Genomic DNA, 24,792 nt, shown 5'->3' on the forward strand with positions numbered 1-24,792 from the left:
GATTAGCCCGTCCCGAACCGCGGTTACGCCTTGCCTTTGGCGCCGCCGTTACAGATCGCCTTGCGCGGCGGCCTGTTGGACGGTGAGCGCTGGCGCTGAATATCGCTGTGCCTGGTCAGCGCCGGACGCGCGCGGCGCTGCAGACGCTTGCCCTCGCGCTGTTCGTCAATGCTCGGCGCGGGCACCAGGCAGTCGCGGCGGCTGCCGATCAGGTGCTTCAGCCCCATCTCTTCCAGCGCGCTGCGGATCAGCGGCCAGTTGGCCGGATCGTGGTAGCGCAGCAGCGCCTTGTGCAGACGGCGCTGACGATCGCCGCGCGGGATAAAGACCTCTTCCGATTTATAGCCCACTTTGCCCAGCGGATTCTTGCCGCTGTAATACATGGTGGTGGAGTTCGCCATCGGCGACGGATAGAAGTTCTGTACCTGGTCGAGACGGAAGCGGTTTTTCTTCAGCCACAGCGCCAGATTGACCATGTCCTCATCCCGCGTGCCCGGATGTGAGGAGATAAAATACGGGATCAGGTACTGCTCTTTGCCGGCCTGCTTGGAGTAATGATCGAACAGCTGCTTGAAGCGGTCGTAGCTGCCCATGCCCGGCTTCATCATTTTCGACAGCGGGCCGGTTTCGGTATGTTCCGGCGCAATCTTCAGATAGCCGCCCACGTGATGGCTCGCCAGCTCTTTGATGTAGCGCGGGTCTTCCACCGCCAGATCGTAACGCACCCCGGAGGCGATCAGGATCTTCTTCACCCCTTCCAGCTCGCGCGCGCGGCGGTACAGCTTGATGGTCGGCTCATGGTTGGTATCCATATAGGTGCAGATTTCCGGATACACGCAGGAGGCGCGGCGGCAGGTCTGTTCGGCGCGCGGGTTGGTGCAGCGCAGCATATACATATTGGCGGTCGGGCCGCCCAGATCGGAAATCACGCCGGTAAAGCCGGGCACCTTGTCACGGATTTCCTCAATTTCACGGATGATCGAATCTTCGGAGCGGCTCTGGATAATCCGCCCTTCGTGCTCGGTGATCGAGCAGAACGAACAGCCGCCGTAGCAGCCGCGCATGATATTCACCGAGAAGCGAATCATGTCGTACGCCGGGATGCGCGCCTCGCCGTAGGACGGGTGCGGCACCCGCTGGTACGGCAGCGCGAACACGCTGTCCATCTCGTCGGTTTTCAGCGGAATCGCCGGCGGGTTGATCCACACGTAGCGGTCGCCGTGCTTCTGCATCAGAGCGCGGGCGCAGCCCGGGTTGGTTTCATGGTGCAAAATGCGCGAAGCATGGGCGTACAGAACTTTATCCGCCTTCACCTTTTCAAAGGACGGCAGCAGCACATAGGTTTTTTCCCACGGCTTCGGCTTAGCGGCGCGCACGGTGACCGGCTTGGCTTCCGGCTCCGGCTGAGCGCCGTCGGCACAGGGCAGATCCTCACCGTAAGGGTTGGGAATCGGTTCAATGCGCCCCGGCTTATCCAGACGGGTGGAATCCACCCCGCTCCAGCCCGGCAGCGGCGCCTTGCGCATCACCGCGGTGTTGCGAATATCGTGAATATCGGCGATCTTCTCGCCGGCGGCCAGGCGGTGCGCCACCTCCACCAGCGGACGTTCACCGTTGCCGTAGATCAGCATATCGGCCTTGGAGTCCACCAGCACCGAGCGGCGTACGGTATCCGACCAGTAATCATAATGGGCGATGCGGCGCAGGCTGGCCTCAATGCCGCCAAGTACGATCGGCACGTCCTTATAGGCCTCTTTACAACGCTGGGTATATACCAGCGTGGCGCGGTCGGGACGCTTACCGCCGACATTGCCCGGCGTGTAGGCATCGTCGTGGCGCAGTTTACGATCGGCGGTATAGCGGTTGATCATTGAATCCATATTGCCGGCGGTGATGCCGAAAAACAGGTTCGGCCTGCCGAGGCGCATAAAGTCCTCTTTATTGCCCCAGTCCGGCTGGGCGATAATCCCGACGCGAAACCCCTGCGCTTCCAGCATGCGACCGATAATCGCCATGCCGAAGCTGGGGTGGTCGACGTAAGCATCACCGCTGATAATAATCACGTCGCAGCTGTCCCAGCCCAATTGGTCCATCTCTTCACGCGACATCGGTAAAAACGGCGCGGTGCCGTAACATTCGGCCCAGTAACGCTTATAAGAAAACAGTTCACGATCCGGTTGGATCAGGCTGGTGGTGCTCATTCGACAGTGCTCTTTGCAGGTTAATTAATCGCCGGGCGGCGATTATACGCAGTATCAGCAAAAAGAGCAGGGTTATTTATTCGAACTTTCCGCTAGCTGCTGACTTCAAACTCATACACGTCGCTGCGGCACTGAACTTCACTGATCTCCAGCACTTCGCCCTGCGCATTGCGGCTGGTCTGCGTGACGAGCAACAGCGGCGCGCCGCAGGACACATTCAGCAAGCCGGCAACTTCATCGCTGCAGGCGATCGCCTTCAACAGAAAGTGCTTGCCCTCCGGCACGATACCGCGCTCCTGCCACAGCGCGTAGAGCGAATGCTCCAGCCGCTCGGGATCGGGCAGAAAGCGTAGCGGAATATAGGTGGTTTCCAACGAAATCGGATTGCCGTCCGCCAGACGCAGGCGACGCAGCTTCACCACCGGCTCATGCTCGGACAGATTTAACGCCTGCGCGATCTCCGGCGGCGGCGTCACGCGCGTGCGCAGTAGCCACTGGTTACTGGCGGCGCTGCCGCTGCGCGTTATCTGGGCGGTAAATCCCCCCTGCTCCTGCGACAGCGAATAATCCATATACACCGCTACCCGGGTGCCCACGCCCTGTTGGCGTGAAATCAGCGCCTTCTCTTCCAGCAGCTTCAGGGCCTTGCTGACGGTGACCCGCGACACCGCCAACCGTTCGGCCAGCACGCGCTCAGGCGGCAGAAAATCACCGGCGGCCAGCCGGCGCTGTTTAATCGCCGCCTCCAGCGCTGTAGCCAACTGTATATAACGTGGTGCCGCAACGGCCTGAACCAACTGCTGGCGCAGCCACGCGCTAAAGTCATTCATCTGACTGCTCTCTTTAATTTGGGCGCCCCTCTCTGGCGTTAGCTTTTATCATATTTATACCAGTACGGGTAAGTTGTGCGGAGAATTGTGCAATGGATCTAGATTGGCATCACATTTTTGCCCTAATGGACTTTTATTGGATCCATTTTGCCACTATGGTGGTAACGTTGACGTGTTTAATTCAACATGCACCAACACCAGGGAACACCCATGACAATAAGAAAAAATCCCCACCTCGCCATCCTTGGCGCACTGTATGGTCAAGCCGCTGGCGATGCGATGGGGATGCCGTCGGAGCTGTGGCCGCTACGGCAGGTACGCGATTATTTTGGTTGGATCGATCGCTTCTTGCCTGGCCCGGACGAGAATATTGCCGCGACAGGTTTTATCGCCGGCGAATATACCGACGACACGCAGCAGGCAGTAGCGCTGATGGAGGCGCTACTCGCCGCTCACGGTAAGGTCGAACCCGAACGCATCGCCCACCACATCATGCTGTGGGCAGAACGGGTCGACGCCTTCAATAAAAACATTCTTGGCCCCACTTCCAAAGCCGCACTTAACGCCATCCGCGCCGGCCAGCCCATCTCGGAAATCAACGCCAACGGCGTAACCAACGGTGCCGCCATGCGCGTCGCGCCGCTGGGATGTCTGTTATCTACCAATGATTTAGGCTACTTTATGGATGCCGTGCGCCTGGCCTGTAGCCCGACGCATAAATCTGATATCGCCGTTGCCGGCGCCTTCGCTATTGCCTGGTCAGTCAGCCGTGCGATCGACGGCGACGACTGGAGCGCGATTAAACAGGCGCTGCCGTCATTGGTGGAACAGATGCAGCAACAGCAGATCACCACCTTCAGCCCGTCGCTGAGCCGCCGCATTCTGTGGGCGCTGGACGTGGCCGAACGCGTACGGCCGCTGACGGACAGCGATGCGCTGGCTGAGATCTACCACACCGTCGGCGCCGGCATGGATACCATTGAGTCCATTCCCGCCGCGCTGGCGCTGATCGAATTAGCGGACGGCGATCCGATTCGTTGCGCGCTGCTGGCCGCCAACCTTGGCGGCGACACCGACACCATCGGCGCGATGGCGACGGCAGTTTGCGGCGCGCTGCGCGGCATTGAGGCATTTCCGGCGCAATGGATTGAAACACTGAACCAGGCGAATCAGATTGATTTTCAACCATATGCAGCGGCTCTGGGGGCGCTGCGCAACCAAGGGTAAATCTGCAGCATGAGTGAAATAAACCGCAGTGAAACATGGAAAGTTGAAAGCACCGGCATCGATCTGGTGCCCGAGGCGGAGCAAACCGGTAAACCCATCGAGCTGTTCTGGGTATGGTCAGCGGCCAATATCGGCATCCTCGGCGTGGTTTACGGGGCGCTGATCGTCGGCTTCGGCCTGTCATTCCTGCAGTCTGTTCTCGCCGCGCTGGTCGGCGTCGCCAGCTTTGCGCTGGTCGGCTATACCAGCTTCGCCGGCAAACGCGGCCGCACCTCGACGCTGACCCTGTCGCGGGTCATCTTCGGTGTAAAAGGCAATATCGCCCCCACCGCCTTCAGTTGGATCAATCTGATGGGTTGGGAGGCGGTGAACGTCATCACCGGCACGCTGACGCTGGCGGCGCTGTTCCAGGCAATGGGGCTGGCGGAAAGTCCGCTGCTGACCGGCGTCAGCCTGTTGCTGTTCGGCGGCCTGACCATCGTCGTCAGCCTGCTCGGGCAAAATACCGTAGTCTGGCTGCAGACCTGGTTCAGCCGCATCTTCGGCAGCATGACGCTGGTCGTGGTGCTGTATATCGCCTTTACCACCGAATGGCAGCGCGTGCTGGCGCTGCCCGCCGGCAACTGGCTGACCGGCTTCCTGCCGGCGGTATCGATTATCGCCGCCGGCACCGGCATCGGCTGGGCGATTGCCGGCGCGGACTATAGCCGCTATCAAAGCCCGAAAAGTTCCAATAAAAGCATCTTCGCCGCGGTGATGGGCGGCGCCTGTCTGCCGCTGATGCTGCTGATGTTTACCGGTATTCTGCTGTCGGTGCAGTTGCCCGACCTGGCCTCTGCGGCCAACCCGATCGCCCTGATTGGCTCGGTGCTGCCGAGCTGGATGGCTATCCCTTATCTGCTGACCGCCACCGCCGGCATCGTCACCATTGCGGTGCTGAGCCTCTACTCCGCCAGCCTTAACCTGCTGACCATCGGCGTTAAGGTTAAGCAATCGCTGGCGGTATCGTTCGATGCGCTACTGGTGCTGGCGATCGCCCTCTATGTGCTGTTCGTGTCCGGCGATTTTATGGGGCCGTTTATCGCCTTCCTGGTGTTCTGCGGCGTCTTCCTTGCCGCCTGGGAAGCGATATTCATCCTCGACTATCTGCGCCTGCGTCGTCATCATGGTTACGACGGCAATGCGCTGTACGGCCTGAACGGCCAAAATCGCGGCGTGCGTATGGTACCGCTGTGCTGCTGGTTCCTCGGCGCCCTCAGCGGGCTGATGGTCACCAAAAGCGGCTTTATCGACGGGCCGCTGGCCAAAGGCCTGTTCGCGGATTCCAGCCTCGGGCTGTTTGTTTCCTTCCTGGTTAGCCTTATCGCCTACGGCCTGTTTTTGGCCGCGGGCGGAGAACGTAAGTAAATGAGTGAGTTTTCTGCAGTAACGCCGGTATTAGTATTAGGCGGCGCCGTCGGTGATCTGGTTATGACACTGCCGCGCCTGCCCGTCAGCGGCGAAGATATTGAAGCCCGGCCGCAGGGGCGGCAGATTGGCGGCTGCGCCTTTAACGTCGCCCGCGTGCTGTGCCGGCTGGACGTGCCGGTGGTCAACGGCATGCCGGTCGGCAACGGCGAGTGGGGCGTCGCCGTGGAAGCGGCGATGCAGGAACTGGGGCTGCCGGTTCTGCTGCGGCACGGACAGATGGATAACGGCTGGTGCCTGGCGCTGGCCGAGCCGAACGGCGAAAGAACCTTTATCACCGTCAGCGGCTGTGAAGCGCAGTGGAACAAGGCGCAGCTGGCAACCCTGCCGCTGACGCCGGAGACGCTGGTCTACGCCAACGGCTATGAGTTGGTGGGCGAACCGGGCGCCGCGCTGCGCGAATGGCTGACCCGTCTGCCGTTCGACCAATACCGGCTGATCGATCCCGGCCCGCGCGTCGGCCTGCTCGGCGAGGAATTTTTCGCCATGCTGAGCGACAGCCATACCCTGCTGACGCTTAACCGCGACGAAGTGGCGATCCTGTGCGGCGACGGCGACCCCGTCGACGCGGCGCAGCGCTACGCCGCCGCCCGCAATTTCACCCTGATTTGCCGCCTTGACAGCGACGGCGCCTGGATCTGCGACGGCAAACATCCGCCGCAGCATATCGCCGCCTATCCGGTTGAGGTGGTGGACACCATCGGCGCCGGCGACGCCCACTGCGCCGGCCTGCTCGCCGCCCTTTCCGCCGGCTGGCCGCTGCCGCAGGCCGTCGATCTTGCCAACCGCGTCGCCGCCTGCGTGGTGGCCAGCCGCGGCGCCGACGCCGCGCCGGACTGGGCGCAGATGCGCCAGCGCTTCCCGGAGGCATAGAAATCGGTCAGGCCTGCGGAGATATTTATGCACGATATTTATAAGCAATGAGTAATAAGAATTGCCGTAAACGTACAGCATTTCTTTGTCACCACCGTGAACGGCAATTGCAGGGGCCGTAGGCGCGGCCCCTGCACCCGCGCTCGCGCTTAGACACGTTCTGCCCGCTGCGCGGGTACCCTCACGGCGTCACCGTCGCCGGGCGGGTCGGCTCTGGCATCCCTGCCTGTGCCGCCTCAACCGGACATCCCTGTCCGGTTGCCCCTGGCTCAGGTTCCTTGTTCGGCAGCCCGTGATGCGCGCTAAAGGTCAACACCCGAATCTGTTATCACCGGGTCTATTCAACTAATAATATTGAAATTAGTTAATCGATAATAAAAACGCTGAAAAGCTCAAGACAAAATAAAACCGCCATAATGGCGGTCCGAGGTTGATGACAAAGCCGTCTGATGGCCCGAGATACCCGGGCCTAGCATAACGAGGGGCACTCCGGCGGCTTACGCCGCTACGACCCCATCGCCACGCTCTCCCTAATAACTGACTTTATCAGCAGTCTGAACCGCCATAATGGCGGTCTTAAACGAGAAGTTACGAATCACATTCCCCATATCTCTGACTACAATACCTTTAGAGAGCCATTGACTGGTTAACGTTAACCGACAATTTACTGCGTCGGTTGCGCCACAAACTGCCCGGCGCTGCCGCGATCGGCCATCTCCAGCGTCTGGCTGTAATACAGGAACGGGAAGTGATCGTAGGACGGCTGGGTAAAGTGCACCACCAGCTCTACTTCGCCGTCGACCCAGACGGTGTCCTTCCAGCCGCGATCCTCGGCCATCGGCTGAGCGCCGTTCACGCTCTTCACCAGGAACTGTACGCCCTCGATATGGAAAGACTGCGGCGTATCGGCGCGGATCACCCAACGCTCCCAGCTGTCCTGCATGGTCTGCAGATCGATGCGGTTCACATCCCGCACCGCGCCGTTAATGCCCGCCACGTCATCACCCAGCCGGAACTCCCGCGTACGGCTGACGCTGCCGTCCAGCAGCTGATCCGAAAGCAGACGCATCGGCAGGTTGTCCGTCACCAACGGCAACAGGCCGGTCGGCTTCAGCGTCAGCACCTGGGTGGACACCAGTAGGCTGGAAGGTTCAAACAGCCCGCGCAGGCGGTCCATAATGCCTGCGGCCTCCCCGGCGTTCAGCGTCACTTCTTCGCCCTTCGACATATCGATCAGCACCTCGCGCCGTTCACCGGGCGCCAGAGGAAGCTGCTGCACCGAGACCGGAGCAGGTAAAAAGCCCTGATCGCTGGCGATCACCGTCAGCGGACGGCCGTCGCTCAGCTGCAGCATATAGCGGCGCGAGTTGGAGGCGTTCAGCAAACGCAGGCGCACCCAACCACGAGAAACCTCAAGGTACGGGTTCTGCACGCCATTCACCAGCAGCGTGTCGCCGACGAAACCGCCCTGCGACGGCGGGCTGTATTCCGGCGCGCCGAAGTTATCCAGCCGCTTGTCCTGTACGATCAGCGGGAAATCATCCACGCCGTAGTGGTTAGGCAGCGGCAGCGACTTGCTGATTTCATCTTCTACCAGCCACATGCCGGCCAGGCCGTTATATACCTGCGGCGCCATGCGCTCCGGCGTGTTGGCATGATACCAGCAGGTCGCTGCTGCCTGACGAATCGGCAGCACCGGCGACCAGTCCACGCCCGGCGACATCAGCCGCGCCGCACCGCCCGTCAGAGTGCCCGGCACCTGCAGACCGCTGACGGTCATGGATACCGGCTCCGCCAGGCGGTTGCTGTAAATCAATTTGACGTCGTCACCGCTGTGTACCCGTACCGTTGGCCCGAGGTACATGCCGTTAATGCCCCATGCGTTGGCCTTACGGTTGGCAACAAACGGCCAATGTGTGCGCTGCAGGGTTAAAAACAGCGGCTGACCGCGACGAGACTCCAGCAGTGGGGGAACCGGTAACGGGATTTGCGCTCCGCTCGCTTCAGCCCTCAGCGGCACGGCTCCCGCGCACAGCGCCAGACCCGATGCCTGAATGAACTGACGTCGACTGAGTGACATATTTTCTCCATGAAAACAAATACTAAACCGTATGCAAAAGCCCGGAGTCCGATAATGCCACTAAGCGTAGCATGAAGCCGGGCATTAACGACCCGCAGGCCGTTAAAAAGTCACCGCCGCCATTGGCAGAGAGTTATTTTCCGGCGGCCTCGCGCTGCGCCACCTCTTCGTCCAGCTGGGCGATTTTCGCCGCCATCAGCTCGCGGCAATGGGTTGCCAGCTCACGCACCTGGTCTTTACCAAACTTCGTGGTATCGATCGGCTCCAGCATCTCTACAATCACTTCGCCGTTATTCAGGCGGTTCAGGTTGATTTTATTGCTGGTGTTCGACACGCAGATCGGCACAACCGGCACGCCGGCGGCGATCGCCGCATGAAACGCGCCGGTCTTGAACGGCATCAGGCCGCGACCGCGGCTGCGGGTTCCTTCCGGGAACATCCAGATGGAAATATCTTTTTTCTTAATCTGCTCCACCACCTGAGCGATGGTGCCGTGCGCTTTGGCCCGGTTATCCCGATCTATCAGCAGATTGCCGGTCAGCCAATACAGCTGGCCGAAAAACGGGATCCACACCAGACTTTTTTTCCCCACCGTCACGGTGCGCGGCTGCACGATATTGGACGCCGTCACCATATCGTAGTTGTTCTGGTGGTTGGCGATATAGATGCACTTGCCGTACTGCGCCGCGTCGGCCGGCTTACGAATTTCTACCTTTAAGCCGAATACCGTCGACAGGCGGCCGAACAGATGGCCAAACGTCGCCACGTGACGGGGATTGCGCGGGCTGAACAAACAGTAGATGGAACCGAAAATGCACACCAGAATACAGAACAGAGTGACGAAAACGGCACGCAAAATTAATAACATAACAACCTCATTAGCACACTGCCGACGCAGCATGATTCGCTGCGCAGATACCTTCCATCATTTTATTTGCGCGCAGGGCATCACGCCCGCTGGCGATGATACCCGGCCTGTTTGCTATTTTCCTGCCGGCCGGGCATCCGCACAATAAATTTATACGCAGAAATGTTAATTATTTGAAAATAAATACGGAAAGCGGTGAATTACGCGGGCGTCGCCTGGGAAACGACGCCCGCCGAACTTACTCTTCGCTATCCCCGGCCGACGCGCGCGGCGGCATATCCACCTCGACGCGATCGATACGCTGCAGACCGCGCGGCAGCAGCGTGCCTTTCCGCCCGCGCTCGGCACGGAATTTCTGCAAATCTTCCGGGCGCAGCGTCAGCTTGCGCTTGCCGACGTACAACGTCAGCGACGTTTGCGGCGGCAGCACAAACAGCCAGGTCAGCTTGTCATCCCCTGCGGCCGCCTGCGCCGACGGAATAGAGACGATCTTGTTGCCCTTGCCTTTCGACAGCTGCGGCAGATCGGCCACCGGGAACATCAGCATGCGACCCGCCTGGGTAATCGACAGCAGCATATCGTCGTCGCCGTAAATTTCCAGCGGCGGTAACGCCTTGGCGTTCTCCGGCAAGGTAATCATCGCCTTGCCGGCGCGGTTGCGCGCCACCAGATCGTTGAAGGTGCACACGAAGCCGTAACCGGCATCGGAGGCCATCAGCAATTTCTGGTCGTCGGCGGCCATCAGCACCTGTTCGATGGTTGCGCCCGGCGGCGGCGTCAGTTTACCGGTCAGCGGCTCGCCCTGCCCGCGCGCCGACGGCAGCGTCAGCGGATCAACCGCATAGCTGCGCCCGGTGGAGTCGATAAACACCACCGGCTGGTTGGTTTTGCCGCGGGCGGCGGCGCGGAAGCTGTCGCCGGCCTTATAGTTCATGCCGGCGGGGTCGATATCATGGCCCTTGGCGCTGCGCACCCAGCCCATCTCCGACAGCACGATGGTCACCGGCTCGGACGGCACGAAATCGTGCTCGCTCATCGCCTTGGCTTCGCCGCGCTCGGCCAGCGGCGAACGGCGATCGTCGCCGTAAGTCTGCGCATCCGCCTGAATTTCTTTTTTGATCAGCGTATTCAGCTTGCGCTCTGACGCCAGCAGCGCCTGCAGCCGATCGCGCTCATTCGCCAGATCGTCCTGCTCGCCGCGGATCTTCATCTCTTCCAGCTTCGCCAAATGGCGCAGCTTCAGTTCAAGGATCGCTTCCGCCTGCGTCTCACTGATGCCGAAACGCTGCATCAGCACCGGCTTCGGCTCATCTTCGCTGCGGATAATGTGGATCACTTCATCGATGTTGAGGAACGCGACCAGTAAACCTTCCAGAATGTGCAGACGCTTGAGCACTTTTTCCAGACGGTGATTCAGACGACGACGCACCGTATCACGGCGGTAGGCCAGCCATTCGGTGACGATTTCCACCAGCCCTTTCACCGCCGGGCGGTTATCCAGGCCGATCATATTCATATTGACGCGGTAGCTGCGTTCCAGGTCGGTGGTGGCGAACAGGTGATTCATCACCTGCTCCAGATCCACCCGATTAGAGCGCGGTACAACCACCAGACGCGTCGGATTCTCATGGTCCGACTCATCGCGCAGGTCTTCCACCATCGGCAGCTTTTTGGCGCGCATCTGGCTGGCGATCTGCTCCAGCACCTTGGCGCCGGAGACCTGATGCGGCAGCGCAGTGATCACCGCGCTGCCGTCTTCTTTTTTCCACACCGCACGCATCCGCACCGAACCGCGGCCGTTCTGGTAGATTTTGCGAATTTCGTCGCGCGGAGTAATGATTTCCGCTTCGGTCGGGAAGTCCGGCCCCTGCACAAACTCCAGCAGGTCATCCAGCGAGGCGCCCGGTTTTTCCAGCAGCGCCACGGCGGCGGCGGCCACTTCGCGCACGTTGTGCGGCGGGATATCGGTCGCCATGCCGACCGCGATGCCGGTGGTGCCGTTCAGCAGGATGTTCGGCAGACGCGCAGGCAGCATCTTCGGCTCCTGCAGCGTACCGTCAAAGTTAGGGATCCAGTCCACCGTCCCCTGTCCCAGCTCGGACAGCAGCACTTCGGCGTACTTCGACAGGCGGGATTCGGTATAACGCATCGCCGCAAAGGATTTCGGATCGTCCGGCGCCCCCCAGTTCCCCTGGCCGTCCACCAGCGGATAACGGTAGGAGAAAGGCTGCGCCATCAGTACCATCGCCTCATAGCAGGCGCTGTCGCCGTGCGGGTGGTATTTACCCAGCACATCGCCGACGGTACGCGCGGATTTCTTGAATTTGGCGCTGTTGTTCAGGCCCAGTTCAGACATCGCGTAGATGATGCGGCGCTGAACCGGCTTCAGGCCGTCGCCAATATACGGTAGCGCCCGATCCATGATGACGTACATGGAATAGTTCAGATAGGCGTTTTCAGTGAATGTGTGCAGCGGTAAACGCTCTACACCGTCATGAGTCAGATCACTCATTACTCATTTATCCTCAGACCGTGGCATGGCAATCCCTAGACATTGGGGCAAAGGACTGTCGTTCACAAAAAAAAGCAGTGCCCGTGATTGCTCGTCGTTTGTTGCCCGCGATAGTACCTTATCTGGCCGTATGCTGTCACAGCATTGTCGGTATTGCGGGCGATGTTGACCGCCGCTAGCCGGCGGATTGTTGCTAAAACAGCAAAAGTCATGTGACTCAGCGCGCATTTTTCTCCCCTGCACGCGCAGGTAAACTCTTTCCCATCATGTTATCACCCCTGACCGGTTTCATGCCGCACGCTGACGCCGCTTGAACAAGATGCAGGGCCTATTCGCAAGAGGAAACCCGATGAGTAATATCCTTCTAATCAACGCCGGTAAAAAATTTGGTCACTCCAACGGTGAGCTGAACGACACCCTGACCGATGTCGCCGCTTCTTTTCTGCGCGACGCCGGCCATGAAGTCCAGCTGACCGTGGTCGATCAAGGTTACGATATCGACGCCGAAGTGCAAAAATATCTGTGGGCCGACGCGGTGATCTATCAGATGCCCGGCTGGTGGATGGGTGAGCCCTGGATCCTGAAAAAATACATCGACGAAGTATTTACCGTCGGCCACGGCTCGCTGTACGCCAGCGACGGCCGCACCCGCTCAGACGCCAGCAAAAAATACGGCTCCGGCGGCCTGCTGCAGGGCAAAAAACATATGCTGAGCCTGACCTGGAACGCGCCGCTGGAAGCCTTTACCGATCCCGATCAGTTCTTCCACGGCATCGGCGTGGACGGCGTTTATCTGCATTTCCATAAGGCCAACGAATTCCTGGGAATGGAAGCGCTGCCGACCTTTATCTGCAACGACGTGATTAAACAGCCGGATATTCAAAATGATATCGCACGATATCGCGAGCATCTGGCAAAAACTTTTGCTTAACTTATCTTTCGCACGTTTGTTAATGAGGTTGTCATGATCACCGTAATCGCAGAAATTAAAGTTAAACCGGGCCACCGTGAGACGGTACTGAAAGCCATTGAGAAACTGATCCCGTCAGTGCTGGCGGAGGACGGCTGCGGCGCCTACCAGCCGCTGGTCGATATCAAGGCTCAGGTACCATGGAAACAGTCGCTGCCGGATTCGGTGTTCATGCTGGAAAAATGGGAAAGCGTGGCGCATCTGGAAAAACACCTTGAGATGGAGCATATGCATCAGCATCGCGCCACCATCAAGGACAGCGTGCTGGATGTGAATATCCAGGTGCTGGAAGAAGCGCTGTAATCACCAAGCCCGGCCATTGCGCCGGGCTTTTTATGGTTCACGCATAAACTCAATGAACCTTAATGTTGCCCTAACGCTTCTTGGATTCGCTTCCGGAAAATATCAAAAAATTCACCTACGGGTGACATGTCCAGATCTCCGGGGTATCGCTCGCAAAACGCTTTGTCCAGATCGTCTGGATGCGCCGTTTGAAAATCATCCATTTCATTGATTAAATTTCGCAACAGATTCGCAGATGCCCCTTGTAAGTAATAATCAATCATTCCCTCTAGTTCTGTTGAACCCGTAATCAGATCGGCATCTTGATTAAAGTATCCCCCCATAAGGTTGTCTAGCAATGGGTAATCTTTCATTGTGCTCTCCTAGGGGATTGGATATGCGGTAAGTATGTAGTAAGGCTTTCCGTTAAAAGAGCCATGCTCAATGACAACCTTAAGGTTGGAGGTTTTCACAATCTCAGAAGCTCCTCGCTGTATGTAGTATCCCACGTGATTTACAGCCCTATGAGTTATGACAAGATTACGCAATGGGTATTTAGCCCAGTTTTTTATTAGTGTGTGATTGGCGCTCATAGCGCTTGAGATTGCTCTCTCAGCAATCGCAAGATTCGTAAATGAACTGATAGAACGTGGAGGAAAACGCCCGAATTTAGTCTCCTCCAATCGCTGTAGCAAAACAGCCTTGGATAGTCCTACATGGCGAACGATTGTGTGGCCACCAGGCTTTCCCCCGGTCATTGACTCGTGCTCAATCAGCCTTACCTTGCCCATACGCACAGAGGCAACACGTGCCGCACCTATCGCTGCCGCAAACACTAACGGAACAGCAATATCAACCGTAAGCCCCACATTGTAAGCCGTATCATCATCCGCACCCAAAGTTTTAGCTAGTGCGATAGCTGATTGGTAAGTATCGGTAGTGGTCGGCTGGCCGGTAATGATCTGATTAGAAGCGGCCTTGATACTGTCCAAGCTGTGAGTGCCAACAATGACACAACCGATTTTTGTTAAAAGTGTGGGATCTGGTACATAACACATCGCACCAGCACCAATAAGCTCAACAACACCACCAGCAAGCCCCAGACCTCCAAATAGGCGATTGCTTAGGGTTTCCCCTTCTGTGACACTCCTGTCTGACATGATCGCCGCCAGTTGAACCGGCGAAAGCACGACCCGTAAACCTTCCTCTTTTGCCATATAATTTCCATCCATTGGATTGGGTTAATCACATATAAACGACATGGTTGGGCATAAGATTACAACTTTGAAACATATAGACCAATTCCTGTGCACACAGTCATCGGGTATTTGCAACCATACAGACAGGAAGTCTAGTAATCGGTCATAACGATGATAATTCGCTGGGCTGATCACAAGTTCTGTGCAGGAATCGGAAGCGTCTTGGCCGATTGCTGACGACAGCAATTTCTAGTTCTGACTATCTGAGCACATGACGGCTTTTTCGTAAGCAAGGGCGTGACTTTTCTGCGTTCGTGTTGGCAATTGGCGTGTGAATGCAACCAGTACGTCTACCGCAAGGTGTTATAGTTCTACTTGTTTTTTAGGGTAGGTTGGGGGGAAGAAAGCTTTCCGCCACTAGGTTAATGGCGGAACAGCAAATTACATGATTTAAAAACAGGCGAAACGTCAACCTTTCAGAACCATAAGCATCCTTGCTCAACAGATCAGCCGTTCACAATATGGCTGACATTGTTTGTTACACCGACAGTTCGGCGGTATCGCCCTTATCCTGCAGCCAGTTGCGGCGATCTTCCGAACGCTTCTTGGCCAGCAGCATATCCATCACCGCCAGCGTCTGCTGCACGTCGTTATCGTCGACCGTCAGCTGCACCAGGCGGCGGGTATTCGGATCGAGCGTGGTTTCGCGCAGCTGCAGCGGGTTCATCTCGCCCAGACCTTTAAAGCGCTGGACGTTCGGCTTGCCCTTTTTACGCTTCAGCTGTTCCAGCACGCCGGCTTTCTCTTCCTCGTCCAGCGCGTAATACACTTCCTTGCCGAGATCGATACGGTACAACGGCGGCATGGCCACATACACGTGGCCGCCCTGCACCAGCGAGCGGAAGTGGCGCACGAACAGCGCGCACAGCAGCGTGGCGATGTGCAGGCCGTCCGAGTCCGCATCCGCCAGAATACAGATTTTGCCGTAACGTAACTGGCCGAGATCTTCGCTGTCGGGATCGATGCCGATCGCCACCGAAATATCATGCACTTCCTGCGACGCCAGCACTTCGTCCGACGACACCTCCCAGGTGTTGAGGATTTTCCCCTTCAGCGGCATGATCGCCTGATACTCGCGGTCGCGCGCCTGCTTGGCTGAGCCGCCCGCCGAGTCCCCTTCCACCAGGAACAGTTCGGTCATGCTCAGGTCCTGCGAGGTGCAGTCCGCCAGTTTGCCCGGCAGCGCAGGGCCGCTGGTCAGCTTCTTGCGCACCACTTTCTTCGCCGCGCGCAGGCGGCGCTGGGCGCTGGAAATCGCCATTTCAGCCAGCTGTTCCGCCGCCTGAACGTTCTGGTTCAGCCACAGGCTGAAGGCGTCTTTCACCACGCCGGACACAAACGCCGCACACTGGCGCGATGACAGGCGCTCTTTGGTCTGGCCCGCGAACTGCGGATCCTGCATTTTCACCGACAGCACGTAGGCGCAGCGATCCCAGATATCTTCCGCCGACAGTTTGACGCCGCGCGGCAGAATATTGCGGAACTCGCAAAACTCGCGCATCGCGTCCAGCAGCCCCTGACGCAGCCCGTTGACGTGGGTGCCGCCCTGCATGGTCGGGATCAGGTTGACGTAGCTTTCGGTCAGCAGTTCGCCGCCTTCCGGCAGCCACAGCAGCGCCCAGTCCACCGCTTCGGTGTCGCCGGAGAAGGTGCCGACAAACGGCGCTTCCGGCAGGGTAATCAGCCCGTTGACCGCTTCCATCAGGTAGTCGGTCAGGCCGTCCTGGTAGCACCAGCGCTGTTCGGTATTGTTAACCTTGTCGGTAAAGTAGATTTCCACGCCCGGGCACAGCACCGCCTTGGCCTTCAGCAAATGGCTGAGGCGCGAGACGGAAAAACGCGGACTGTCGAAAAACTGTTCGTCCGGCCAGAAGTGGACGCGGGTGCCGGTATTGCGTTTGCCGCAGGTGCCGCTGACCGTCAGGTCCTGCACCTTGTCGCCGTTTTCAAACGCCATGTCGTACACGTTGCCGTCGCGTTTGACGGTCACTTCCACCCGTTTTGACAGGGCGTTGACCACCGAGATGCCCACGCCGTGCAGGCCGCCGGAGAACTGGTAGTTTTTACTGGAGAATTTGCCGCCGGCGTGCAGCCGGCACAGGATCAGCTCTACCGCCGGTACGCCCTCTTCCGGGTGGATATCCACCGGCATACCGCGGCCGTCGTCAATCACCTCCAGCGATTGATCGGCGTGCAGGATCACGTCAATGCGTTTTGCATGGCCAGCCAACGCTTCATCGACGCTGTTATCAATCACCTCCTGGCCGAGGTGGTTCGGGCGCTGCGTGTCGGTATACATACCGGGACGACGGCGCACTGGTTCTAGGCCGCTGAGTACTTCAATGGCATCAGCGTTATAGCTGGATTGAGTCATCGTTGATTATGTTTTCGTGGTTAAAGGAAGGCGCCGAACGGCCTGCTCAGACCGCATGTTTCCCTTCGCGCCTGGAGCCATCACGTTTGTCGTCTGGCCACAACGTCTGTCATTTTGGGGCGAGTCCTAAAAAATCCACAATCTGGGGGAAGTAGTGATCGAAACCGACGAAGGCGTGGTTTCCTCCCGACTCCACCGTCTGCCGACAGGCAGTGTAATAGGCGACAGCCTGCCCGTAATCGAGAATTTCATCGCCCGTTTGCTGCAGCAGCCAGATTAAATCCGGCGACTCCAGAGGATCGATCTGCATGACTTTCAGATCGTAAACGTGACGAGACTCTAACACATATTGCTGACCGGTGTAGGGGTTCTCGTTTTGCCCGAGATAATCAATCAGCAGTTCAAACGGTTTCACCGCCGGATTGACCACCACCGTCGGCAGCGCGAAACACTGCGACAGCCAGGTGGCGTAATAACCGCCCAGTGAGGAGCCAACCACGCCCAGCGTGCTGCCGGCACGCTCCATCACCAGATTCTCCAGCAGCTCGGCCGCATCCGCCGGATAGGGCGGCAGCTGCGGCACCAGCATCTCGATCTGCGGGTGATGGTCGGCCAGCCACGCCTTGAACGACGACGCTTTGGCCGACTGCGGCGAGCTGTTAAAACCGTGCAGATAAAGCAGCGTTGACATCAGTAGCCATCCGAATCCATATCGGGGCGGAAATCATCGTTGTCCAGACGGCACACCTGGGTTTCCACGCGTCCGTCAGGCAGCAGATCAAGATAACGCCAGCCCGGAGAAACATCGTCGATGGTAAAATTAGTACAGTGCGGCTTGAATTGCACGCAGGTGGACGGCGAGGCCAGCAGACGCCGCCCCTGCCAGGCCAGATCCAGCTCCTGGTGAATGTGCCCGCACAGCAGCGTGTTCACCTGCGGGTAGCGCAGCAGGATCGCGCCCAGCATATGCGGGTTGCGCAGGCTGTGCTGGTCGAGCCAGGTACAGCCGGAAGGCAGCGGATGATGGTGCAAAAGCAGCAGCGTGTAGCGATCCGGATGGGCCTGCAGACAGCGCTCCATCCACTCCAGCTGATACTCGCTCAGCTCGCCGTGCGGCACGCCGAACACCTGGCTGTCCAGCAGGATCACCTGCCAGTGCGCACCCAGCAGCACGTGCTTGGAAGGGGTAATGCCCGCGGCGGCCAGCGCGTCGACCATCGCCGGCTGAAAATCATGATTGCCCGGCAGCCACACGCAGGGAGCGGGCAGCTGCGAAATGCCGTCCGCAAAGTGCCGATATGCCTCAGGGGTATGATCCTGCGCCAGGTCACCGGTAGCGACAACCAGGTCAAACTCCCGCTGCTGGGCGCGCACCGCGTCCAGCACCGCATGGTAGCTGCGGTAGGTGTTAATGCCCAGCAAGGTCTCGTGCTCGCCGGCAAACAGGTGGGTATCGGTTATTTGTAAAATCCTGACCTTGGCCCCACTCGCCACGGGCAGTTTAAACAGGCTTTCCAAATGGTGTCCTTTGTTATCTCAGTCTGTCTCTACCCGTCATACTTCAAGCGCGCTTACCGTCGCTCGGGTATCACACAACAGGAACCGCCATCGCACCATGCGCTAAACAGTAGCGCAGCCAATCAGCAAGAAACTGGTTAATTTGATGCTTTTCGTCGCGTTGATGCAACTTTTTATTCGGATAATCATAACGCGCTTTAAAGCGAGAGATCTGCTGGCTGGCACACACTTCCGCAACCATCGCGTCATGGTAGAGCCGCACCGTCATCGCCGGCAGGCTCCAGTAGCTGACCGCCGGGAAGGTCTGCTCAATCGTCACCAGCGTCGTGTAACGCGTGGATTCCGCAATCGTCAGCCGATAGCGGGCGCCGTTCACCTGATAAGTCACCGTTTCCCCCGTTTCGTCATCGCGCGGCAGCAAACGCCGCAGTTGCGCGAAATTGGTTTCACACACTCTCATCATTTCAGGGAAATCAGGGGTATAGCGCTTTGTCATGGGTTGACCCACTCTTTTCTGAGCGATTCATGGTGCAACGCCAGCCACTGCAGGGCAATCACCGACGCCGCATTATCAATCGTACCGTCTTCCACCCAGCGGTAAGCCTGTTCGCGGCTCACCACATGGACTCGAATATCTTCATTTTCTTCACTCAATCCATGAATGCCTTCGGCGGTCGCGGCGTCCACTTCGCCGACCATAATCGACAGCCGCTCGCTGGTGCCGCCCGGGCTGGCCAGATAGCTCAGCACCGGTTTGCAGCGCCCGACCGCCACACCGGCCTCTTCTTCGGCCTCGCGGCGGCACACGTCTTCCACACTTTCGCCGTCCTCGATCATACCCGCCACCATTTCCAGTAGCCAGGGGGAGTCTGAGGTATCGACCGCGGCGATACGCAGTTGTTCAATCAGCACCACTTCGTCGCGCAGCGGATCGTAAGGCAGCAGCACCGCCGCATGGCCGCGTTCGAAAATCTCGCGCGTAATCTCTTCGCTCACGCCGCCGTTGAACAATTTATGACGAAAACGGTATAAATTGAGTGAAAAAAAACCACGGTACAGCGTGTCCCGTGCAATAATTTCTACATCATTTTTGTCGAAAGTAACGGGCGTAGGCCGTAAGTTGCTCATAAACACGGTTCTCCTGCGTGAGTATGCCGGTGAAATAAACAGTTTTGATGACAGAATAGGCGAGACTTTCTCCCGCCGCGCGTTGTGGTAGATTATTGACCATGATAACAGGAGTCACTGACGTGAACATGACGGCCAGCGCCTCACAGGACAAGCCGGATGCGAAAAGATCCGCCGGATGGCACGTTCAGCCACCTTATGGCAAGCGCGGACTCTGCTAGAATTGACAACTATTTAGACTATCGTCAGCGCTAACATACCAATATTGCTGCACAACAAGGAATGCAAATGAAGAAACTGCTCCCCCTTCTTATCGGACTGAGCCTGGGCGGCTTCAGTGCAATGAGCCAGGCAGAGAACCTGCTGCAGGTTTATAAACAGGCGAGGGAAAGTAACCCGGATCTGCGCAAATCCGCCGCTGACCGCGATGCCGCATTCGAAAAAATCAACGAGTCGCGCAGCCCGTTGCTGCCGCAATTGGGGCTGACCGCTGGTTACACCTACGGCAGCGGCTACCGCGATTCCAAAAACATGGATACCGACACCACCAGCGGCTCGCTGGCGCTGACCCAGACTATTTTTGACATGTCAAAATGGCGCGCGCTGACGCTGCAGGAAAAGACCGCCGGCATCTCCGATGTGACTTTCCAGACCGCAGAGCAGAAGCTGATCCTCGACACCGCCACCGCCTACTTCAACGTGCTGAAGGCGATCGATACGCTGTCCTACACCCAGGCGCAGAAAGACGCGGTGTACCGCACGCTGGATCAGACCACCCAGCGCTTTAACGTCGGCCTGGTGGCGATCACCGACGTGCAGAACGCCCGTTCCAACTACGACACCGTGCTGGCGAGCGAAGTCAACGCCCGCAACGAGTTGGACAACGCGCTGGAAACGCTGCGTCAGGTGACCGGCACCTTCTACCCGGAACTGGCTTCGCTGAATACCAACCGTTTCGCCACCACGCGTCCGGAAGCGGTCAACAACCTGCTGAAAGAGGCGGAAGCGCGCAACCTGAGCCTGCTCTCGGCGCGCCTGAGCCAGGATCTGGCGCGTGAGCAGATCAAATATGCGCAAACCGGCTATATGCCGACCATCGATATGAGTGCCTCCACCGGCGTCACCAATAACAAATATCACGGCAGTGGCTACTCAGGTAAGGGTAATGATTACGATGGCCAGAACAAGGTCGGCATCAGCCTGAACCTGCCGATCTACAGCGGCGGTTCCACCAATTCGCAGGTGAAGCAGGCGCAGTACAGCTTCGTCGGCGCCAGCGAACAGCTGGAAAGCTCGCACCGCACCGTGGTGCAGACCGTGCGCTCCTCGTACAACAACGTCAACGCCTCAATCAGCAGCATCAATGCCTACAAACAGGCGGTGATCTCGGCGCAGAGTTCACTGGACGCGATGGAAGCCGGCTACCAGGTGGGCACCCGCACCATCGTCGACGTGCTGGACGCCACCACTCAGCTGTATGACGCCAAACGTCAGCTGTCCGACGCGCGCTACACCTACCTGATCAACCAGCTGAATATTAAATCGGCGCTCGGCACCCTGAACCAGAATGACCTGCTGACGCTGAACGGCGCGCTGGGCCAACCGGTTTCTACCGCGCCGGACGCGGTCGCGCCGCAGAACCGCGGCCAGGATGCCTATGCCGACGGTTATCAGGATAATGCACCGATGCAGCAGGTCGCAGCACCGGCTCCGGCCAACCGCGTCAACAGCGCGACGCCGCAGCCTACCGCACCGGCGGCAACCGGCAGCCAGCCGCGCAACCCGTTCCGTAACTGACAGGTGCGGCAGTAAAATATGCACTCCGGGCGCGGCCTCTGCCGCGCCCTTTTTTATGCGCTAATGGCTCAGCTGCAATACGCCGCGCGCCGCATCCAGCATCGCCGTCTGGCCGCTGCGGGTCTTTTCCAGACAATCGCTCATGCCGACCACCATTGGTATGCCCATCGCCTTGGCCAGAATAGCGCTGTGCGACAGCGCATTGCCGCCGCTCAGACAGATGCCCAGCACCATGCGCCGGTCCAGCATCACCACCTCCGACGGCATCAGCTCATCCATCACTAAAATCACCGGCTCCGACAGGGTAATCGGCGGGACCGGCTGCTGTTGCAGGTAACTGAGGGTGCGCCGCAGAATGTCGCGCACGTCCAGCTCGCGCGCCCGCAGGTAGTCGTCATCCAGCGCGCGATAATCGGCCGCAACGGCCTCCATCTCTTGCCGCCACGCCTGCTCGGCGCTGCAACACTGCTGGGCGATGCGCGTATACGCCGACTGCTGTAAGTCCGGATCGTCCAGCAACATGCTGTGCGCGCCGAAGATTCCCGCCTGGGGTTTGCCGATCAGCGTCGCGGTGCGCTCCGCCAGCCGGTTAAGATCGCCGAGCGTCTGCTGCAGCGCCTGACGCAGCCGCTGCTGCTCATGCAAAATATCATCGACGCCGGTATGCCGCGCCGGCAGCGTCGGCCAGACGCTACGCCATTGCAGAATCGGCCCGCTGCTGACGCTCTCCGCCACCGGCACCCCGTGCAACGACAGCGGCTGTTCACCAGAAACCGCCTCCCCGAAGTGCTGCTGCGCCAACGCATTAAACGCCGCCAGCGCCTCGTCGGCCTGCCTGCCGCTGGCGATCAGCCGGATGGTGTCGCCATGCCCCACCTGCAGCAGCGCCAGCTGATTCAGACTGCGCGGGTTGATACACTGACCGCTCTTCTCCAGCACCAGCTCGGCATCAAAATGCGCCAGCGTTTCCGCCAGGCGCGCCGCCGGACGCGCATGCAGTCCATGGACATTCTGCACCCGCCAGCTGGCGCTTTTGCCCTGCTCCAGCGGCAAATCGACCGTTTTCAGCGCCGCCGTCGCCTCCCCCAACTGCGCCCGCTTGGCCTGCAGCGCCCCCCGCGCCTCGGCCAGCACCTGTTCCAGTGCAGCGCCGGAATTGGCAGCCACCACCGCCGCCAGCGTACCTTCCACCAGCGGCGCGGCGCAGAGCGTCACTTTGGCCGCCAGTGCAGGTTCCAGCAACTCCAGCGCGGTTTCAGCGCTCAGCAACGCGCTGCCCAGATCCATCAGCACCACGATGCCGTCACCGTCGGCCACCGATTCAATCGCCGCCATCACCTTCATCGCATCGGTGCCGATCGGGTTCTGCTCATCATCAACGCCCGCCGCCAGCACCAGCCGACAACCGTCGCTGCGCATCATCTGACGCGCCAGCGCCTCAACGCCCTGCGCCAGCAGTGCGCTGTGCGAAACCACTACGATATTGATCATTTCGCCTCCCGCTTAGCCCGCCGCCGCAGACAGCGCCTGGATCATCAGCATCACCGAAGTCGCACCGGGATCCTGATGGCCAATACTGCGCTCACCCAGATAGCTGGCCCGTCCCTTGCGCGCCTGCATGGCGATGGTGCTTTCCGCCGCCTGCTGCGCCCGTTCGGCGGCCTGCCGCAGCGCCGCCCTGATATCCGGCGCCTGTGCCAGCGACTGGCTCAGGCTGTCCGCCACCGGCTGCCAGACGTCGCACATGGTTTTATCTCCCGGCTGCGCCTTGCCGCGTGCCGCCACGCCCTCCGCACCGGCCTGCACCATCTGCTGCAGTTCAGCCAGATCCAGACTCTGTTTACCGGCCGTCACCTGCGCCGCGCGGATAAAGAAGGTGCCGAACAGCGGGCCGCTGGCGCCGCCGACGCTGGACAGCAGCGTCATGCCGCTGCTTTTCAATATCGCGCCGATGTCCTGCTCCGCCACCGACGGCAGCTTGGCCGCCACCTGGTCGAAACCGCGGTTCATGTTCAGGCCGTGATCGGCATCGCCGATCGCCGTATCCAACTCGGTCAAAAAATCACGCTCGCGACGAAATACCTCGCCGCAGCGCATCAGCCAGTCGACCAACTGTTGTTTCGTCAACGCCATGCTTCCTCCTTAGCAACCCCAACGCAGCGCCGGCGTATTGACCGGCGCATCCCACAGTGACAGCGCCTCGTCATCCACCTTCAGCAGGGTGATGGAGACGCCCTGCATATCCAGCGAGGTACAGTAGGCGCCGACCAGACTCCGCTCCACAATCAGCCCGGTTTCCGCACAGCGCTCGGCCAGACGATGGTAGACGCCGTACAGCTCCGACAGCGGCGTCGCCCCCAGGTTATTCACCAGCGCAATCACCCGGTCGCCGCGCGCCAGCGGTCGCTTGGTCTGCAGCTCTTCCCGCCACTCGCCCTGCACCCGATCCCAGACGCGGATCGTTCGCTGGTAGTGGCCGTGCTCCAGCAAAGTATGAAACATCGCATCCACCGCCTGATTGAGGCCGCTGAAAGGCCGCCGCGCAATGCCCGGCTCGCCGTGAATGCCGACGCCGAACTCCATCTCGTTATCCGCCAGCGTAAACGACGGTTTGCCGGCAGCCGGCACGGTGCAGGCACCGAGCGCGATACCGATGGAGTGCCCCTGGTTGTTCAGACGGTGGCCCAGCGTCACCAGATCATCCAGCGAATCGCCGCGCGCCGCCGCCGCGCCGAGCAATTTTTCCAACAGCACGGTATTGGCGACGCCGCGGCGTCCGGCGGTGAACAGGCTGTCTTTTACCGCCACATCGTCATCCACCAGCACCGTCGCCACCGCCACGCCGCTGTCGTGCAACAGTTCGGCGGCGGTCTCAAAGTTCAGCACGTCGCCGGTGTAGTTCTTGACCAGCAGCAGCACGCCGGCGCCGCCGTCGATCGCCAGCCCGCAGGCGAACATTTTATCCGGCGTCGGCGAGGTAAAAATTTCCCCCGGACAGGCGCCGTCCAGCATCCCTGCGCCGACAAAGCCGCAGTGCATCGGCTCATGGCCGCTGCCTCCGCCGGATAACAGCGCCACTTTGCCCGCCGCCGGACCGGCCGAGCGACAGACAAACAGCGGATCGCGATGCACCAACAGCTCCGGATGCGCCTCGCCCAGCCCGAGCAACTGCTCCTCCAGCACCGATTCAACCTGATTGATAAGTTTTTTCACCTTGCCCTCCTCCGAATGACGCAACTTTTGGCGTCCGCCGAGTTTTCAGTATGGAACAAGAGCGTCGGACTTTCCGCGAGCGAACCGGCACAAACGACGCGCATTTCTGCACGTTGCACCCGGTTCTTCGCCAAAGCCGGCAATTTTGTGTATAGCTGCGTAAATACCATTTTGAACCGGCGTTTCAGCTTTA

Annotated in this window: 21 protein-coding genes; 6 read left to right on the top strand and 15 right to left on the bottom strand. The window is 59.3% G+C overall.

The window, feature by feature from the left end; translation table 11 throughout:
- Positions 1-23: 23 nt before the first annotated feature.
- Positions 24-2,201: a YgiQ family radical SAM protein gene (locus tag TAN611_RS20235; protein ID WP_203066944.1), complete on the bottom strand. Its 2,178-nt coding sequence runs from the start codon at positions 2,199-2,201 to the stop codon at positions 24-26.
- A 92-nt stretch (positions 2,202-2,293) separates the two neighbouring features.
- Complete coding sequence (locus TAN611_RS20240; RefSeq protein WP_105232652.1) at positions 2,294-3,031, bottom strand: GntR family transcriptional regulator; 738 nt, start codon at positions 3,029-3,031, stop codon at positions 2,294-2,296.
- 210 nt (positions 3,032-3,241) lie between these two features.
- On the opposite strand from TAN611_RS20240, the gene TAN611_RS20245 reads away from it, so the two are divergent.
- Genes TAN611_RS20245 through TAN611_RS20255 form a run of 3 tightly spaced genes read left to right on the top strand, consistent with a single transcriptional unit; the run spans position 3,242 to position 6,598 of the window.
- Positions 3,242-4,258, top strand: a complete 1,017-nt coding sequence (locus tag TAN611_RS20245; protein WP_203066945.1) for an ADP-ribosylglycohydrolase family protein — start codon at positions 3,242-3,244, stop codon at positions 4,256-4,258.
- Positions 4,259-4,267: 9 nt separating this feature from the next.
- Positions 4,268-5,665, top strand: a complete 1,398-nt coding sequence (locus tag TAN611_RS20250) for a cytosine permease (protein ID WP_105232654.1) — start codon at positions 4,268-4,270, stop codon at positions 5,663-5,665.
- Positions 5,666-6,598: a PfkB family carbohydrate kinase gene (locus tag TAN611_RS20255; protein WP_111736341.1), complete on the top strand. Its 933-nt coding sequence runs from the start codon at positions 5,666-5,668 to the stop codon at positions 6,596-6,598.
- A 664-nt stretch (positions 6,599-7,262) separates the two neighbouring features.
- Here the strand turns inward: TAN611_RS20255 and ftsP are convergent.
- The 3 genes from ftsP to parC all read right to left on the bottom strand — a co-directional run bounded on the left by ftsP (position 7,263) and on the right by parC (position 12,058).
- Complete coding sequence (gene ftsP, locus TAN611_RS20260) at positions 7,263-8,678, bottom strand: cell division protein FtsP (protein WP_105232656.1); 1,416 nt, start codon at positions 8,676-8,678, stop codon at positions 7,263-7,265.
- 133 nt (positions 8,679-8,811) lie between these two features.
- A complete protein-coding gene (locus TAN611_RS20265; protein ID WP_105232657.1) occupies positions 8,812-9,546 on the bottom strand; it encodes a 1-acylglycerol-3-phosphate O-acyltransferase in 735 nt (244 codons plus the stop codon).
- Positions 9,547-9,784: 238 nt separating this feature from the next.
- On the bottom strand, positions 9,785-12,058 hold the full coding sequence (gene parC / locus TAN611_RS20270) for a DNA topoisomerase IV subunit A (protein WP_111736340.1): 2,274 nt from the start codon (positions 12,056-12,058) through the stop codon (positions 9,785-9,787).
- A 349-nt stretch (positions 12,059-12,407) separates the two neighbouring features.
- On the opposite strand from parC, the gene TAN611_RS20275 reads away from it, so the two are divergent.
- Both TAN611_RS20275 and TAN611_RS20280 read left to right on the top strand, forming a co-directional pair.
- Positions 12,408-12,989, top strand: a complete 582-nt coding sequence (locus tag TAN611_RS20275) for an NAD(P)H-dependent oxidoreductase (protein ID WP_105232659.1) — start codon at positions 12,408-12,410, stop codon at positions 12,987-12,989.
- A gap of 33 nt (positions 12,990-13,022) precedes the next feature.
- Positions 13,023-13,331, top strand: coding sequence for a putative quinol monooxygenase (locus tag TAN611_RS20280; protein ID WP_105232660.1), 309 nt, complete (start codon positions 13,023-13,025; stop codon positions 13,329-13,331).
- Positions 13,332-13,390: 59 nt separating this feature from the next.
- Here TAN611_RS20280 and TAN611_RS20285 read toward each other — a convergent pair whose 3' ends face one another.
- From TAN611_RS20285 to nudF, 7 genes are all read right to left on the bottom strand, one after another.
- On the bottom strand, positions 13,391-13,684 hold the full coding sequence (locus tag TAN611_RS20285) for a contact-dependent growth inhibition system immunity protein (RefSeq protein WP_105232661.1): 294 nt from the start codon (positions 13,682-13,684) through the stop codon (positions 13,391-13,393).
- A 9-nt stretch (positions 13,685-13,693) separates the two neighbouring features.
- Positions 13,694-14,527 (bottom strand): RNase A-like domain-containing protein, encoded by an 834-nt coding sequence (locus TAN611_RS20290; protein WP_105232662.1) that lies wholly within the window; start codon positions 14,525-14,527, stop codon positions 13,694-13,696.
- Between the two features lie 520 nt (positions 14,528-15,047).
- Positions 15,048-16,943: a DNA topoisomerase IV subunit B gene (gene parE / locus TAN611_RS20295; RefSeq protein ID WP_105232663.1), complete on the bottom strand. Its 1,896-nt coding sequence runs from the start codon at positions 16,941-16,943 to the stop codon at positions 15,048-15,050.
- Between the two features lie 109 nt (positions 16,944-17,052).
- Positions 17,053-17,634 carry an esterase YqiA gene (yqiA, locus tag TAN611_RS20300; protein WP_187044010.1) on the bottom strand — a complete coding sequence of 194 codons (582 nt, stop codon included), beginning with the start codon at positions 17,632-17,634 and terminating at the stop codon, positions 17,053-17,055.
- Complete coding sequence (gene cpdA / locus TAN611_RS20305) at positions 17,634-18,461, bottom strand: 3',5'-cyclic-AMP phosphodiesterase (protein ID WP_105232665.1); 828 nt, start codon at positions 18,459-18,461, stop codon at positions 17,634-17,636. Before cpdA ends, yqiA begins: the two co-directional genes overlap by 1 nt.
- A 70-nt stretch (positions 18,462-18,531) precedes the next feature.
- Positions 18,532-18,957 carry a DUF1249 family protein gene (locus TAN611_RS20310; RefSeq protein ID WP_054306281.1) on the bottom strand — a complete coding sequence of 142 codons (426 nt, stop codon included), beginning with the start codon at positions 18,955-18,957 and terminating at the stop codon, positions 18,532-18,534.
- On the bottom strand, positions 18,954-19,589 hold the full coding sequence (gene nudF, locus TAN611_RS20315; protein ID WP_105232666.1) for an ADP-ribose diphosphatase: 636 nt from the start codon (positions 19,587-19,589) through the stop codon (positions 18,954-18,956). The genes TAN611_RS20310 and nudF overlap by 4 nt, the downstream gene beginning before the upstream one ends.
- Before the next feature lie 288 nt (positions 19,590-19,877).
- Here nudF and tolC point away from each other — a divergent pair, with 288 nt between their 5' ends.
- Positions 19,878-21,386 (top strand): outer membrane channel protein TolC, encoded by a 1,509-nt coding sequence (gene tolC, locus TAN611_RS20320; protein ID WP_197950639.1) that lies wholly within the window; start codon positions 19,878-19,880, stop codon positions 21,384-21,386.
- Between the two features lie 60 nt (positions 21,387-21,446).
- Here tolC and dhaM read toward each other — a convergent pair whose 3' ends face one another.
- The 3 genes from dhaM to dhaK are packed head-to-tail and all read right to left on the bottom strand — an operon-like array spanning position 21,447 to position 24,599.
- Entirely contained in the window at positions 21,447-22,877 is a 1,431-nt protein-coding gene (dhaM, locus tag TAN611_RS20325; protein ID WP_111736337.1) for a dihydroxyacetone kinase phosphoryl donor subunit DhaM, read from the bottom strand.
- Between the two features lie 12 nt (positions 22,878-22,889).
- The gene (gene dhaL / locus TAN611_RS20330) at positions 22,890-23,519 is read right to left on the bottom strand and encodes a dihydroxyacetone kinase subunit DhaL (RefSeq protein ID WP_111736336.1); all 630 of its coding nucleotides are present in this window, start codon (positions 23,517-23,519) and stop codon (positions 22,890-22,892) included.
- Positions 23,520-23,528: 9 nt separating this feature from the next.
- A complete protein-coding gene (gene dhaK, locus TAN611_RS20335) occupies positions 23,529-24,599 on the bottom strand; it encodes a dihydroxyacetone kinase subunit DhaK (protein WP_197950637.1) in 1,071 nt (356 codons plus the stop codon).
- Positions 24,600-24,792: the final 193 nt, after the last annotated feature.

The sequence above is a fragment of the Serratia sp. Tan611 genome, assembly GCF_905188235.1.
In the GTDB taxonomy this organism is placed as follows: Bacteria; Pseudomonadota; Gammaproteobacteria; order Enterobacterales; family Enterobacteriaceae; genus Serratia_B; species Serratia_B rhizosphaerae.

Coding starts and splice junctions, on each gene's coding strand:
- ftsP (WP_105232656.1), bottom strand. CDS start 8,678: ATGTCACTCAGTCGACGTCAGTTCATTCAGGCATCGGGTCTGGCGCTG.
- TAN611_RS20245 (WP_203066945.1), top strand. CDS start 3,242: ATGACAATAAGAAAAAATCCCCACCTCGCCATCCTTGGCGCACTGTAT.
- parE (WP_105232663.1), bottom strand. CDS start 16,943: ATGACTCAATCCAGCTATAACGCTGATGCCATTGAAGTACTCAGCGGC.
- TAN611_RS20250 (WP_105232654.1), top strand. CDS start 4,268: ATGAGTGAAATAAACCGCAGTGAAACATGGAAAGTTGAAAGCACCGGC.
- nudF (WP_105232666.1), bottom strand. CDS start 19,589: ATGAGCAACTTACGGCCTACGCCCGTTACTTTCGACAAAAATGATGTA.
- TAN611_RS20285 (WP_105232661.1), bottom strand. CDS start 13,684: ATGAAAGATTACCCATTGCTAGACAACCTTATGGGGGGATACTTTAAT.
- TAN611_RS20265 (WP_105232657.1), bottom strand. CDS start 9,546: ATGTTATTAATTTTGCGTGCCGTTTTCGTCACTCTGTTCTGTATTCTG.
- TAN611_RS20290 (WP_105232662.1), bottom strand. CDS start 14,527: ATGGCAAAAGAGGAAGGTTTACGGGTCGTGCTTTCGCCGGTTCAACTG.
- dhaM (WP_111736337.1), bottom strand. CDS start 22,877: ATGATCAATATCGTAGTGGTTTCGCACAGCGCACTGCTGGCGCAGGGC.
- dhaL (WP_111736336.1), bottom strand. CDS start 23,519: ATGGCGTTGACGAAACAACAGTTGGTCGACTGGCTGATGCGCTGCGGC.
- TAN611_RS20310 (WP_054306281.1), bottom strand. CDS start 18,957: ATGACAAAGCGCTATACCCCTGATTTCCCTGAAATGATGAGAGTGTGT.
- yqiA (WP_187044010.1), bottom strand. CDS start 17,634: ATGTCAACGCTGCTTTATCTGCACGGTTTTAACAGCTCGCCGCAGTCG.
- TAN611_RS20255 (WP_111736341.1), top strand. CDS start 5,666: ATGAGTGAGTTTTCTGCAGTAACGCCGGTATTAGTATTAGGCGGCGCC.
- TAN611_RS20280 (WP_105232660.1), top strand. CDS start 13,023: ATGATCACCGTAATCGCAGAAATTAAAGTTAAACCGGGCCACCGTGAG.
- TAN611_RS20275 (WP_105232659.1), top strand. CDS start 12,408: ATGAGTAATATCCTTCTAATCAACGCCGGTAAAAAATTTGGTCACTCC.
- TAN611_RS20235 (WP_203066944.1), bottom strand. CDS start 2,201: ATGAGCACCACCAGCCTGATCCAACCGGATCGTGAACTGTTTTCTTAT.
- tolC (WP_197950639.1), top strand. CDS start 19,878: ATGAAGAAACTGCTCCCCCTTCTTATCGGACTGAGCCTGGGCGGCTTC.
- TAN611_RS20240 (WP_105232652.1), bottom strand. CDS start 3,031: ATGAATGACTTTAGCGCGTGGCTGCGCCAGCAGTTGGTTCAGGCCGTT.
- parC (WP_111736340.1), bottom strand. CDS start 12,058: ATGAGTGATCTGACTCATGACGGTGTAGAGCGTTTACCGCTGCACACA.